Origin of the sequence: Bacillus cereus group sp. MS39 (assembly GCF_040448665.1) — a bacterium.
Classification (GTDB): Bacteria; Bacillota; Bacilli; order Bacillales; family Bacillaceae_G; genus Bacillus_A; species Bacillus_A wiedmannii.
In genome coordinates this window covers 2938946-2952284 of record NZ_CP123058.1, presented here as the reverse complement: position 1 = coordinate 2952284, position 13339 = coordinate 2938946, and the positions used below count along the sequence as shown (strand labels likewise).

The window sequence follows — 13339 nt, the reverse complement described above, 5'->3', positions numbered from 1 at the left end:
GTGATTGTAGTGATTAAAAATAATGACAATGATTTTTTTAAAGAAGATAATGAAGATACAACAGATTTCTCGTTAATAAAAGGAGATACATTACAGCAAGTAGAAGAATTAGAAGAAGAATTAAAAAGAAAATGATACGTGTACACGCTGTCTACATTTGCGATATAATATAAATAGAAGATTGTATCTTTTTGAAAAGGGGGAGAAGAGATGGCTGAAGTAAACGTACAAAAGTCTTCATTTTTTAAAGAAAAAAAAGAAGAACCAAATACAGATTTCTCTCTTGTGAAAGGTGCATTAACGGAAAATATAAATCGTTTAGAGAAATTAATGAATAATAGTACTTCAAAATATATGAAATCAAAAAAAACGAAAGAAAATGCATAGTGCATTTTCTTTCGTTTTTTTATAGGATTAAATATTTAAAGGGTGGATTTTAAAGTATGAAATAGAAAGGGAAACTAACGAATCATGGTATAATGATAAAAGACTTACATATTATTTTGTCATTTTGAGAGGAGCTTAAAAATGTATTCTACTTTAGAACAATTAACAAAGCACCCTGTATTTTATCATTTTGCAGAAATTTCAAAGATTCCTAGAGGATCTGGTAATGAAAAGGAAATTAGTGATTATTTAGTGGGCTTTGCAAAAGAGCGTAATTTAGAAGTGATTCAAGATGAAGCGATGAATGTCATTATTAAAAAAGAAGCAACTGCTGGTTATGAAAATGTACCAGCTATTATTATTCAAGGTCATATGGATATGGTATGTGAAAAAAATCAAGCGACTGTACATGATTTTGAAAAAGATCCAATTGAATTACGAATTATTGGGGACATGTTATATGCAAATCAAACAACTTTAGGTGCTGATAATGGTATTGCAGTTGCGTATGCAATGGCTTTATTAGATTCAAAAGACATTCCACATCCAGCACTTGAAGTAGTTATAACCACTGAAGAAGAAACAACAATGGGCGGGGCTTTCGCTGTTGATTCAAATCATTTTGAAGGAAAGATCTTTATTAATATTGATTCTGAAGAAGATCATAAATTACTTGTAAGTAGCGCAGGTGGTGCGAAAGCTGTTGAAACAATTCCAGTAATTTGGGATGAAGCGCCAGCGAATATGGATGCATACCGTCTATATGTTGGTGGTCTAAAAGGCGGACATTCTGGTATGGAAATTGATAAACAACGTGGTAATGCGAACAAAGTATTAGGACGAGTATTACATGATTTATCAGTAAATATTCAATTTGCTTTAAGTGAAGTTCATGGCGGATTAAAAACGAATGCAATTCCGCGTGAAAGTGTAGCTACAATTGTATTACGTACAGAAGATGTAGAGAAAGTAGAAGAAAAACTATTATCATGGACAAGAGTATTACAAGAAGAAATGCGTGCTGTTGATCCAGATGTTCATGTTACACTTACAAAATTGGATGAGAAAGTAGAAAAAGTATTTGCTAAAGAAACACAAAAGCAGCTTATTTCATCATTATTCTTAATTCCGAACGGCATTCAAAGCATGAGCATGGATATTAAAGGTCTAGTAGAAAGCTCAACAAATTTAGGCGTTATTGAAACGTTGCAAGATGAAATTAAATTACGTAACGAAGTGAGAAGTTCTGTAAGTAGTTTAAAACAACATGTTGCAGATGAAATTAAATGTATTGCCGAATTAGTTGGTGCAACATTTGAAATAGAGTCAGAGTATCCAGAATGGCCATACAATCCGAATTCACAAATTCGTAATTTGTTTGAAAAAGTGCATCAAGAAAAATACAACAAGGATGCTGAAATCTTCGCTGTACATGCAGGTATTGAATGTAGTGCATTCGTTCAAAAGATGCCTGACTTAGATGCAATTGCATTTGGTCCAGACATTTTTAACGTTCATACACCAGATGAACATATTAGTATTTCTTCTGTTGTGAATAATTGGGGATTCTTCGTTGATGTAATGAAGGGTACGAAAGAATTAGCTAAATAATATGGATGAAATGAAAAGTAGCCTATAAAACTTTATAGGCTACTTTTTTGTATTGATCTTTATTATGAGTTTTTTAGTTAATAGTTTTGTTCTTATTTCTAGAGGAGATTGTACCAAAGATTGCTCCTGATATTGCACCGATTAAAGTCATAAAAATTGCACTCCATGCTGCAAATGACATTATTACACCTCCACATAATAAATTATTGTTTCTTAGCCTTTTGAATAGAAATGATAATTGCGACAACTATTAAGAAAATAAGAGGAGACCAAGAATAGAAAGACATGTAATATTCTCCTTTCAATATTAATTTTATAAATTAGTATAAATAAATTATTGCATTTTTAAAGAGTAAACATATAAAATATGCAATATTGCATATTGAATTGTAAAACTTATAGAAGTGGAAACAGTTATTGAATAAAAATGCTAATTTATAAAGAAAGTAAGAATTTTTTAAACCTTAAAAAGGGCAAACAATCAAAAAGCTCTTCTATCTTATATAAGGTAGAGAAGCTTTTAAAATGATTTTTGTCTAATAAAAATGTATCCAATATTTTTTTACTGATGAGATAAATGTAAATTATTTTGAGATTTTAAAGCTGCCTCCATAATAATAATTTTCTCCAAGTTTCATAACGGCTACATATGTTCCTGGATTATAAACCTTAGTAATAGGTGTTACAAATCTACCATAATTATGTTTTAAACCTGAGTCATAAATGGTTTTATATCTATGCAAGTTTATTTCATTATTTTCATTTTCACTCAATTGATATATTTTTACAATACCAGTATCCTTACCACCAGTATATATAGTAACATCGAATGTATCTCCATGCTTTAAGTCACCAACTGCTAACTCTTCTATAAAATCTGCATTATGATGTAATAAAAAATAGCTTTGCCACCGCCAATTATCTAAAATTCGTGATTCTTTTTGTGTAAGTTGCGATTCAGCAGACACAGGTGTGATTGTACTAATTGTATTTGAAAATAAAAATCCTCCAACAGTCAATGCACCAATAATTGTTGATTGCCTTAAAAGTTTCAGGTTCTAAACCTCCTATTTACTTAAGGATTCAGAAATCGTTTTTGTGAAAAACTAGCTGTGAAATCTAATGGATGATAATATCTTCTATAATCATATTAACATTTATTGATTTATCAGACAAATTAATAAATAATAAAACTATATCGAGGGAGTGAAGGCTAATATAAGAAAGAGGTTAGATGTATAGCTAAGAAATCTTAATTATATGTAATTGGGATTTGTTATTTGAAAATTCGATTGTTTTAATGCTGAAATTTCAATTCAATTTAGTACATAATTTTACAATTTGACTTATGTAATTTATCACGTTATGATTTTTTTATTATAAAAGAAAGGCTTGAATATAATGATTCGTCGTTTGAGAAAGCTAAAAAATGTAGCAGTCGTAGTAAGCTTCTAAGTGAATGACAAAGATCTACAATACTTAGAAGCGAGGAATAAAGTTATGAAGCATCCATTATATAATCATTGGTCAGAAACGAAATATTTAAAAGATATAGTAACAAATCCACTCATTGAAGTAGGAGAGTACTCCTATTACTCAGGGTATTATGGTCATCAAAATTTTGAAGACGGCTGTGTAAGGTATTTGTGGGGGGATGCTAAGTCCCGAGCACTTTTCAATCCAATTGAACAGATGGGATGGCATCTTGATAAACTCATTATTGGGAATTATGTTTGTATTGCCAGTGGAGTAGTCATTTTAATGGGTGGTAATCATAATCATCACTCAGAATGGATTACAGTATATCCATTCGCTGAGCAAATTGAACATTCATATGAACCGAAGGGTGATACAGTCATTAAAAGTGATGCTTGGATTGGAATGAATGCTATAATAATGCCTGGCGTTACAATCGGTGAAGGTGCAATCGTTGCAGCAGGATCTGTCGTAAGTAAAGATGTTCCGCCGTATACAATAGTTGGTGGAAATCCTGCTAAGGAAATAAAGAAACGATTCACTGATACAGAAATGAATATGCTAATGGAAATGCGTTGGTTTGATTGGGATAGAGAATTGATTGAGAGGGCAATTCCTCTGTTATCTAGTCCATCCATTGAACCATTATTTGCTTTTTATAACAATGAAGTGAAAAATAAATAAATCAGTTAGAAAAACTACATCCTAAATAGGGTGTAGTTTTTTATTATTTGTACTAGAAATAATCTCTCTGTTATGGTCTAGTTTTTATAAATTATCTTAAGAAAAATTAAGAAATATAACCAGTGGTTCTTAATATGTTTTATTTATAATTCAAATGATTGAACAAAATTGTTTCTTCATTTTCCCTTCAAGGTTTTCCATCACGAAGTATTTGCTAGGAAGTAGAAAAAAGCTAGCCCATATATTAGAAATTTCAGCGATATTCCAAAAGTATTCACCTGAAGTATTTGGTGGACAGCAACATTTGCACTTATGTATAAGCTGGGCATTATATAGTTTATAAAATCTGCAGCAATGATTCTATTTTTGAGATAGCGAAAAGGGATTTTTTTATGCAATTCATTTTGTTTTCTTAACAAAATACCTAATGCTTTCTTATCTAAATAGGAACAAATTTATTACTTAGATTGTCTATTACGTGTATTCCTAAAAATGGATGTCCAAATTAAATACTATTTATCCGGCTTGATATCTATTTTTATGTATTGCAAAAATATGAAAGGACTTATTATTTTAAAAAATAAAAAGATATATATTAGTGGGGTACAAGTTTAATACTTTTACAGATGGGGCATTGCAAGTGGAAACGAAAAAGAAACAACCCAAACAGTAGCTTATCAATCATAGAAACGTAGGAGGATATATATGATAAAACCAGTCGTAGACATAAAAAACATTCAAAAAGTGTACGGTAAAAAAGGTGAGAATGAATCACACGCATTAAAAGGTGTTTCATTTTCGATTCAAGAGGGGGAGTTTGTAGGAATTATGGGGCCATCTGGTTCTGGCAAAACAACATTATTAAATGTAATTTCGACTCTTGATAAAGCGACAGATGGCGTTATTGAAATTGCAGGAACGGATATTACGAAAATGAAGCAAGGTGAGCTTTCTGATTTCCGTTCGCAAAAGTTAGGATTCATTTTCCAAGACTTTAACTTATTAGAGAACTTATCTATTTATGAAAACATCGCACTTCCACTTTCCCTTCAAGGTGTTTCATCACGTAATATTGGACCGAAAGTAGAAAAAGTAGCGGATATGCTAGGGATTACAGAAATTCTTCAAAAGTACCCATCTGAAGTATCTGGTGGACAAAAGCAGCGTTCAGCAGCAGCACGTGCGTTAGTGCATGAACCTGCTATTATTTTAGGGGACGAGCCAACTGGAGCTCTAGATTCCAAAAATGCAACGAGTTTACTTGATGCCATGACAAGCCTAAATAAAGAGCAAGGTGTATCCATAATGATGGTTACGCATGATCCTTACAGCGCAAGTTACTGCCAGCGTATTTTATTCATTCAAGATGGTGAGTTATATAAAGAACTTCATCGCGGTGGTACCCGTGAAGAATTCTATAAAGAAATTTTAGACGTGCTTGCAAACTTGGGCACACAAAAAGCGTAAGGAAGGAAGTTCAATCATGTTATTTAAGCTTTCTATGTCAGGCCTAAAAAGTAAGTTGCAAGATTACATTGTTTTACTTGTTGGTCTTATTGTCTCTATTTCAACTTTTTATATGTTTCAAACGCTAGCATCCAATAAAACGTTCCTTGAATCTAACTCTTCTATTAGGGATATTGTGTCTGTATTTAAAATTGGTTCCTTTTTGTTAGCGGTTATCACATTTTTCTATATTTTATATGCAAACTCTTTCTTATCAGCTCTTCGTCAAAAAGAATTTGGTATGTATATGATGTTAGGAGCAAAAAAGCATAAAGTTACCTTACTTATGTTTATCGAAACAATTATATTAGGTGCCACATCTCTTTTGATTGGAATTACAATTGGTGTTGGACTTGCAGAAGGTATCGGTCAGCTATTAATGAAACAACTCGAGTTTGCTGGCGAAGGTTATAAAGCACTTTATCTGCCATCTATAGCTATTACTTGCGTCTTCTTCTTTGCACTATTTATATTATCAGCAATTATGAATAGTATTAAATTATCTCGTATTTCTGTACTGCAACTTGTACATGCAGATGAACAAACAGAACGTGTTGCCATAAAAGGAAAAATGACCGTTGTAATTGCATTCCTTGGTATTCTTTTATTAGGTATTGGTTATGCATCACTGATTTATATGTCATATGCAAATTCGCTAATTGTTTTGGGATTAATGGCCGTTGGATTAATCTCAGCAACCGTTGGTACTTACCTAATATTTGGATCACTTCTCCCAGTTATGATTAACAAGCTAAAGAGTAATAAAAAACGTAGTGAAAAAGGCCTCAATGCTTTTACTTTTGCACAATTAAATTTCCGCATTAATGGTCTAACAAATGTGCTTGCAACAGTAGCAATCTTAGTGGCTCTTGGTGCTGGTGGAATTGCTTGTGGTATGGCATTTAAAAACAACATCCTAAACATGACAGATCAAATACGAATTTACGATTCAGTCATTCATAATCCAACAGCAGAAGAAAAGACAATTTTGGATAATATCTTATTTCAAGAAAAACTTGAATATCATTACAAAGTTGATGATAGGTATGTTTATTATCTTAAAGAAGATTTAGAAAAAAATCGCCCTTTCTTGCAAGGTATGAAAATAGAGAAAGTTTCAGAGGAAATACCCATTGGTGCATTTTCAATAAAGTGGGTTAAAGGAGAGATGAACACAAAACAATGGATCCAGGCTTTCAGAACGATCCAGTCAAATTATGTGTATCCTGATTATGAAATAAAAATTGTAAATCAAAACATCTACGATGGGCTGAAGGGTAAAGAAAGTACTGTGTTTATGGGGAAAACAGATGATTTTGGATCATACATAAAAGAATGGAAAAAACTTGATGAATTACAGATAGCAAAATATAAAAATGTGAAAGCGGAAGAATTGGATAGTAAGTATCAAGCGTATATTGTGAGTCATGATTTTGCCAGCGGACTAATGTTTATGGGTTTTTTCGTTGGTGTTGCATTTTTAGCAATGATGGCAAGCTGCTTAATGTTTAAAATTTTATCCGGTGCATCCAAAGATAGTACACGTTACCAAATGCTTCGTAAAATCGGTGTTCGCCGGGAGTTATTAATACAATCAATTTATAAGGAGTTATTCTTCGTATTTTTAGTCCCAGCAATTGTGGGTATTGTTCACATATTAGTTGGTATGAACATGTTCAGCGTTCTTTTGGCTGATCCGTACTTTCGTATTTGGCTACCAATTATTATTTTCGTAGTGATTTACTCGATTTACTATGTGATTACAGTTCAATTGTATAAAAGAATTGTACTTCCGAAAGAAGGTTAATGTAATAATATTATGTATACTAAATATTGACAGAATTGCCCTCCGTTATGCTGAAATGAAAAAATACCATGTAAGCAAAATAGAAAGTGAATTTGAGATATAAATATGCAGCAATGAGCGGCAGAAAGTGTTAGAAGAAAAGTAAATACAAGTAGGGGGCCATTTCATCTATAACTTACAAGAAGATATGTATAAGCAATTAAAAGAGAAAAATACTATTCTTTCTATATCTTAATCATGAAGGGGCCAGATAGCATCGTTCCTACATTGAGTACTAATTTATCCTCATTTGTAGGAACGATTGCACTATCCCTTACAATAAAATTGAATTATCATCCAATATAAATTGTTAACTACAATAACTACCTTGTATTCATGGTATCTATTGTAGTTATTATTTCAAATTAGGCCTGCACCAAAAAAGTGTTAATTAACATAAAACTTGTAAACCTTATTCATCATAAGGATTATCGTTTTAGAAAAGGAGTGTATGTTGAAAAAATTTTTAAAGGTAATTTTAATCTTATTAGTAATATTTATAGGAAGTATGTTGGGAAGCATAATTTTAAATAAAACATATCATACTGAGTTTAAGTCTTTAGATAACACAGATCAAAACATGTTAAAAGAATTATATACTATTTATAAGAGCTTCGAAGAATCGAGTGATAAACTTTGGAATGAAGATTATCGCTTCGAAAAAATGCCATTGGTTCTGATACGTAGTAATAAAGACGGGGGATTCTTTAGACAAGAAGCTTATGCAGTTAATGTAACGGGATTAGAAAATAGTATTTTTGCAAAAGAAATAAAAGTTCCCAATTCTCTGCATTTACCTAAAGTCTATCGCTTAACTCGTTTTGATTTTAGAACAATTTCTACCTGGATTCCTTGGAACTTTGGGACAATAAATATGAACGATATGGATGTATTTTATTTAAAATATTATCCTAAAATGTTTAGTAATCCAGATTTATATTTTGATTTTTCGTCTTTCTTATTACATGAAGCTTTTCATGCTTATAAACAAAAAGATTGGACATATGATGCAAATGGTAGAGAGTTTATTTACGAATATCCGATTAATAAAGAAAATTACGCGCTAATGGGATTAGAATTTAAGTTATTAGATAAAGCGATGATTGATATGAACCCAGAAAGTATTAATAAGGTATTATATGATTGGACAATTGTACGTAACTATCGCTTGAAAAAATGGCCTCAATTAATTGGAGAAACAAAAACGGAAGCGATAGAAGGTTCAGCACGATACTTAGAGTATCGATATAGTAATTTAACTGGTGGAAATCTTATGGTACTTGCAAAGAAACAGAAGCCATATCATGTTACTTTTATGGAGGCGTTCAACTTTATTGCTAATGGACAGGCAGAATCTCCAAAGTTTTTAGAACGGAATATGAAATATGAGACTGGTTCAGCGCTTGAATTAAGCATGGATAAAGCAAATATACCATGGAAAGAAGCTATTGAAGATAGTGCAATCAAACAAGGAAAGACACCATATGAAGTATTAAATACGTACTTTAATATAAATAATACACCCACAATTGAAAATAAAATTAAAGAAATTAAAGAGAATAATGACTATGAAACACTTTTAGAACAAGGAGAAAAACTGGTGAAAATAAGTAACAAGTAAAAAATGAGATTTGCAAAAGAATATCCTTTAAGATCGTATTGAAGAGGATATTTTTTCTTTTTATAAGTTTTATAAAATAATGGTGTAATAAAAAAATTAATTAAAATAAGGAGTCATAAAGCAATTATTTTTTATTAAAAGTTAAATTTTATGGAGAAAAAAATATTAATTGTAAATGGATCTCAAGAAAATTGTAAGACGTTATCTTTTATACTGATTATATTATTTTTGTTCTTTCAATTAGAGGTTTACAAAAAGGCGTATAAAAATGTACCACTTGCTTATGCCTTTAGTTGTTCAATACGAGAAAATTGTGGAGGAATCATATGGAGTCAAAAATTCTTATTGTTGATGATGATAAAGAGATTAGAAATCTTATCTCTGTATATTTGGAAAATGAAGGTCTGAAAACTCAAAAGGCTGAAGATGCTATTGAAGCGTTAGAACTGTTAGAAGAAAAGCGATTCGATCTTATTATTTTGGATGTTATGATGCCAAATATGGATGGTATTGAAGCGTGTATGAAGATTAGGGAAGAAAGAAATATGCCTATTATCATGCTTTCTGCAAAATCAGAGGATATAGACAAAATTCAGGGTTTAGCCTCTGGTGCCGATGATTATTTATCAAAACCGTTTAATCCGTTGGAGTTAATCGCTAGAGTAAAATCCCAATTAAGAAGGTTTAAAAAATATAATACAAATGCAGATAATGATAAAAGTATACTAGAAATTGGTGATTTGACTGTAAATACAGATACACGTCAAGTATGGATAAGAGGCACGGAAGTAAGGCTAACTCCAAAAGAGTTTGATATACTCGAACTACTTGCTCGTAACAAAGGAATTGTTCTGAGTGTTGCAAAAATATATGAAGCAGTTTGGAAAGAGGTTTTTTATAAATCGGATAATACCGTCATGGTACATATTACAAAAATAAGAGACAAAATTGAAGAAGATTCTAAACATCCAATTTATATTAAAACTGTTTGGGGGATTGGGTACAAAATATGAAGAAGGTTAGGTTTAGAAATAAGATAATTATAAAACTTCTTGGTGCTGTTGCAGTTAGTTTTTTTGTTTCGTTTGGTTTAACAATCCTCACTTTTATATATATCATAATTCCATTAACTCTAAATCACTATCTTGATAATCTTAGTGCATTTGAAAATAATATACTTACATTTCTTATATTCGCGTTAGCGATCTTTACTTTTATAATCATTTTTTTAATATTGGTTCGAAAGAAAATAGTATATTTGAAGCTCATTTCTGATAATGTGAATGATATTGCCAATGGAAAACTGGGTTTGACAATTGAGATCGAGGGAAAAGACGAATTGACTCAACTTGCTCAAAATATTAATTACATGTCCAAGGAATTGGAGAATACATTTGAACAGGAAAGACGATTGGAACGTACAAAAAATGAACTCATAACCAACGTATCTCATGACTTACGCACACCATTGACATCTATTATCGGTTATGTAGATTTATTAAAAAGAGGGCAATACGACAGTAAAGCACAATTACAGGAATATCTCGAAACCACTTATTTAAAATCACAGAGATTGAAATATCTAATTGATGAATTATTTGAGTATACCCGTTTATCAGACAACGATGCCAAGTTAAACTTTAATGAAGTTGATTTATCGGGTTTATTGGAGCAAATAGTTGGGGAATACACTCCTATATTTGAAAAGGAAAGTTTAATTGTTCAAAAATCAATAACGGAAGAATCAATACCTATTTTCATGGATGTAGAAAAAATGGTACGTGTTTATGAAAATCTGTTTATGAATGCGATAAATTACAGCATGAAGCCATCCGAATTATCAATATGTCTTGACGTAATTGATAATAAGGCAATTTTGAAAGTATCAAATAAAGCTGAGAAACCACCTGTTAGCGATCCAAATAAATTATTTGAGAGATTTTTCAGGGGTGATAAGGCAAGAAAAGATAATCAAGGAAATGGACTGGGACTCGCTATCTCAAAAAGAATTGTTGAACTTCATAATGGTAATATACATGCAGAATATAAAGAAGGTTGGATATCCTTTATTGTTGAACATCCGATCATATAGAATGGCTTATGGAATGAAAGGTTCCATAAGCTTTTTTTTAAACTTAAGAAACTTTTTAAGTTAATAATTCAAATAGGTCATTCATAGTAGGCATGATACTGATAAGTTAATTTTTTTATTTTTATAAAATAATTAATAGAATGAGGGAGAGTTCATTGATATGAATAATGGAAGAAACGATAGTAAGTTTAGCAACCAGTGTGCCTCAAAATTTAATCGGGACACACTGGTTTTATTTTTTATAAATGTGGAACAAATGTATTACTTATATTGTCTATTAAGTGTAATCCTAAAAAATATGAAAGTACGAATCATTTTGAAAAATACAAAGGTATTAAAAAGAGGGATATGTGTGGGAATACTAAGTGTCAGTGTGCCTAAAAGGGTGGGATGAGATGATTTATATGAAAGTCGTCCTAATGTCTTATATGTATATAGAATTTGATATCGCTGTCTATTTTTTGAAGGATTATGTTAGAATAACGCTTTTTTTGAGTACAAAGATATTGGAGGTAACAGAAGTGAAAGGTATGTTTTGCAAGAGATTTATTGCAATAGTAACAGTGCTTACACTATTTTGTAGCATAATTGTTACATCTGGAAGAGCATCAGCGGAAACAGTTCCTGTTTTAGACGTAGAAGCAGGATCAGCAATTTTAGTAGAAGCAAATTCCGGAAAAATTTTATATGAAAAAAATGCGGATGAATCACTAGCAATTGCTAGTATGACAAAAATGATGAGTGAATACTTAGTTCATGAAGCGGTGGATAAAGGAAAACTTAAATGGGATCAAAAAGTTAAAATCTCTGAATATGCATATAAGATTTCACAAGATCGCTCATTATCAAACGTTCCATTAGAAAATGGTGGCTCTTATACAGTAAAAGAGTTATATGAGGCAATGGCAATTTACTCTGCAAATGGTGCAACAATCGCTTTAGTTGAAGAAATTGCTGGAAAAGAAGCCGATTTCGTGAAAATGATGAATGATAAGTCAAAAGAGTTTGGAATGAAAAATTATAAATTTGTAAACTCTACTGGCTTAACAAACTATGATTTAAAAGGACATCATCCAGAAGGGACAACTCCAGACGAGAAAAATAAAATGTCCGCAAGAGATTGTGCGATTTTAGCACAACGTCTCGTTCGAGATTTTCCAAAAATGTTAGATACAGCAAAAATACCCAAAAAAACATTCCAAAAGGGTGGCAAGTATCCAATTGATATGGTGAATTTTAACATGATGTTAAAAGGTTTAATTAAGCAATACGAAGGTGTAGATGGGTTGAAAACAGGAACTACTCCAGAAGCCGGTGATTGCTTCACTGGTACAGTAGAAAGAAACGGTATGCGTCTAATCTCTGTAGTAATAAAAGCAAACTCTCATACAGCACGTTTTGATGAAACAAAGAAATTATATGATTATGGATTTGCGAATTTTGAAGTGAAGAATATCTACGGAAAAGATTCAGTAGTAAAAGGGCATGAAACTTTGCGAGTTGCAAATGCGAAAGACAAAGATGTAGTAGTTCAAACGAAGCAAGCTGTTTCACTTCCAATGCCAAAGGGCAATAAAGATGTTTATAAAAAAGAATTTAAAGTATCAAATAAAGAACAAGAAGCTCCTATTAAAAAAGGTGTAACAATAAGTAAAATGATTATCTCGCCTAAAGATAATACAGATCCTGGGTTCTTATCAGGTAAATCATTACAAATAGACCTTGTAACAAAATCTGATGTAGAACAAGCAAATTGGTTTACACGATTTATGCGTAAAATCGGATCTTTCTTTAATGGTATGTGGGATAGTGCGGTTGATATAGTAAAAAGCTAACATACATTTTTTTCCATAAATTAAAAAACGCTATTCTTTTTGTAGAAATATACAGAAAGGATGGCGTTTATTATGAATCTTTCGATTTAAAGGGTTCAGGTGCAAGGTTAGTTTCATAAAGTTACATGATGAAAAACCACCCACTATTCCATCAAATGACAATAAAAAATTAATATCCGGTACGTATTTCTGTAATTAGATTTTATAAAAATTTAATAAAATCTTTTCTTTGTATTAAATATTTTGTTTTAAATTATGTATATAAAGAAATGGAGGTCAAA

Annotated in this window: 11 protein-coding genes; 10 read left to right on the top strand and 1 reads right to left on the bottom strand. The window is 31.3% G+C overall.

Features of this window, described 5'->3' with window-relative positions:
* The first annotated feature begins 9 nt into the window (after positions 1-9).
* The 3 genes from QEP67_RS15525 (at position 10) to pepD (ending at position 1998) form a co-directional block, all read left to right on the top strand.
* Complete coding sequence (locus QEP67_RS15525) at positions 10-135, top strand: hypothetical protein (protein WP_000594607.1); 126 nt, start codon at positions 10-12, stop codon at positions 133-135.
* 75 nt (positions 136-210) lie between these two features.
* The gene (spoIISB, locus tag QEP67_RS15520) at positions 211-387 is read left to right on the top strand and encodes a stage II sporulation protein SB (RefSeq protein ID WP_000852622.1); all 177 of its coding nucleotides are present in this window, start codon (positions 211-213) and stop codon (positions 385-387) included.
* 141 nt (positions 388-528) lie between these two features.
* A complete protein-coding gene (gene pepD / locus QEP67_RS15515) occupies positions 529-1998 on the top strand; it encodes a beta-Ala-His dipeptidase (RefSeq protein ID WP_000287561.1) in 1470 nt (489 codons plus the stop codon).
* 584 nt (positions 1999-2582) lie between these two features.
* Here pepD and QEP67_RS15510 read toward each other — a convergent pair.
* Positions 2583-3053 (bottom strand): DUF5065 family protein, encoded by a 471-nt coding sequence (locus QEP67_RS15510; RefSeq protein WP_033658763.1) that lies wholly within the window; start codon positions 3051-3053, stop codon positions 2583-2585.
* A 445-nt stretch (positions 3054-3498) separates the two neighbouring features.
* On the opposite strand from QEP67_RS15510, the gene QEP67_RS15505 reads away from it, so the two are divergent.
* The 7 genes from QEP67_RS15505 (at position 3499) to QEP67_RS15475 (ending at position 13058) form a co-directional block, all read left to right on the top strand.
* On the top strand, positions 3499-4158 hold the full coding sequence (locus tag QEP67_RS15505) for a CatB-related O-acetyltransferase (protein ID WP_048566397.1): 660 nt from the start codon (positions 3499-3501) through the stop codon (positions 4156-4158).
* 705 nt (positions 4159-4863) lie between these two features.
* A complete protein-coding gene (locus QEP67_RS15500) occupies positions 4864-5625 on the top strand; it encodes an ABC transporter ATP-binding protein (protein WP_000595163.1) in 762 nt (253 codons plus the stop codon).
* 16 nt (positions 5626-5641) lie between these two features.
* The gene (locus tag QEP67_RS15495) at positions 5642-7471 is read left to right on the top strand and encodes an ABC transporter permease (RefSeq protein WP_000897825.1); all 1830 of its coding nucleotides are present in this window, start codon (positions 5642-5644) and stop codon (positions 7469-7471) included.
* A 493-nt stretch (positions 7472-7964) separates the two neighbouring features.
* Positions 7965-9131: a hypothetical protein gene (locus QEP67_RS15490; RefSeq protein ID WP_064470465.1), complete on the top strand. Its 1167-nt coding sequence runs from the start codon at positions 7965-7967 to the stop codon at positions 9129-9131.
* 326 nt (positions 9132-9457) lie between these two features.
* A complete protein-coding gene (locus QEP67_RS15485; RefSeq protein ID WP_000444074.1) occupies positions 9458-10144 on the top strand; it encodes a response regulator transcription factor in 687 nt (228 codons plus the stop codon).
* Positions 10141-11223 carry a HAMP domain-containing sensor histidine kinase gene (locus tag QEP67_RS15480; protein ID WP_000757765.1) on the top strand — a complete coding sequence of 361 codons (1083 nt, stop codon included), beginning with the start codon at positions 10141-10143 and terminating at the stop codon, positions 11221-11223. Before QEP67_RS15485 ends, QEP67_RS15480 begins: the two co-directional genes overlap by 4 nt.
* Positions 11224-11744: 521 nt before the next feature.
* Positions 11745-13058 carry a D-alanyl-D-alanine carboxypeptidase family protein gene (locus tag QEP67_RS15475; RefSeq protein WP_033658848.1) on the top strand — a complete coding sequence of 438 codons (1314 nt, stop codon included), beginning with the start codon at positions 11745-11747 and terminating at the stop codon, positions 13056-13058.
* Positions 13059-13339 lie beyond the last annotated feature (281 nt).

What these genes read in the sequence shown, in the direction of transcription:
- pepD (WP_000287561.1), top strand. Translation starts at nt 529, where the DNA reads ATGTATTCTACTTTAGAACAATTAACAAAGCACCCTGTATTTTATCAT.
- QEP67_RS15495 (WP_000897825.1), top strand. Translation starts at nt 5,642, where the DNA reads ATGTTATTTAAGCTTTCTATGTCAGGCCTAAAAAGTAAGTTGCAAGAT.
- QEP67_RS15485 (WP_000444074.1), top strand. Translation starts at nt 9,458, where the DNA reads ATGGAGTCAAAAATTCTTATTGTTGATGATGATAAAGAGATTAGAAAT.
- QEP67_RS15505 (WP_048566397.1), top strand. Translation starts at nt 3,499, where the DNA reads ATGAAGCATCCATTATATAATCATTGGTCAGAAACGAAATATTTAAAA.
- QEP67_RS15500 (WP_000595163.1), top strand. Translation starts at nt 4,864, where the DNA reads ATGATAAAACCAGTCGTAGACATAAAAAACATTCAAAAAGTGTACGGT.
- QEP67_RS15480 (WP_000757765.1), top strand. Translation starts at nt 10,141, where the DNA reads ATGAAGAAGGTTAGGTTTAGAAATAAGATAATTATAAAACTTCTTGGT.
- spoIISB (WP_000852622.1), top strand. Translation starts at nt 211, where the DNA reads ATGGCTGAAGTAAACGTACAAAAGTCTTCATTTTTTAAAGAAAAAAAA.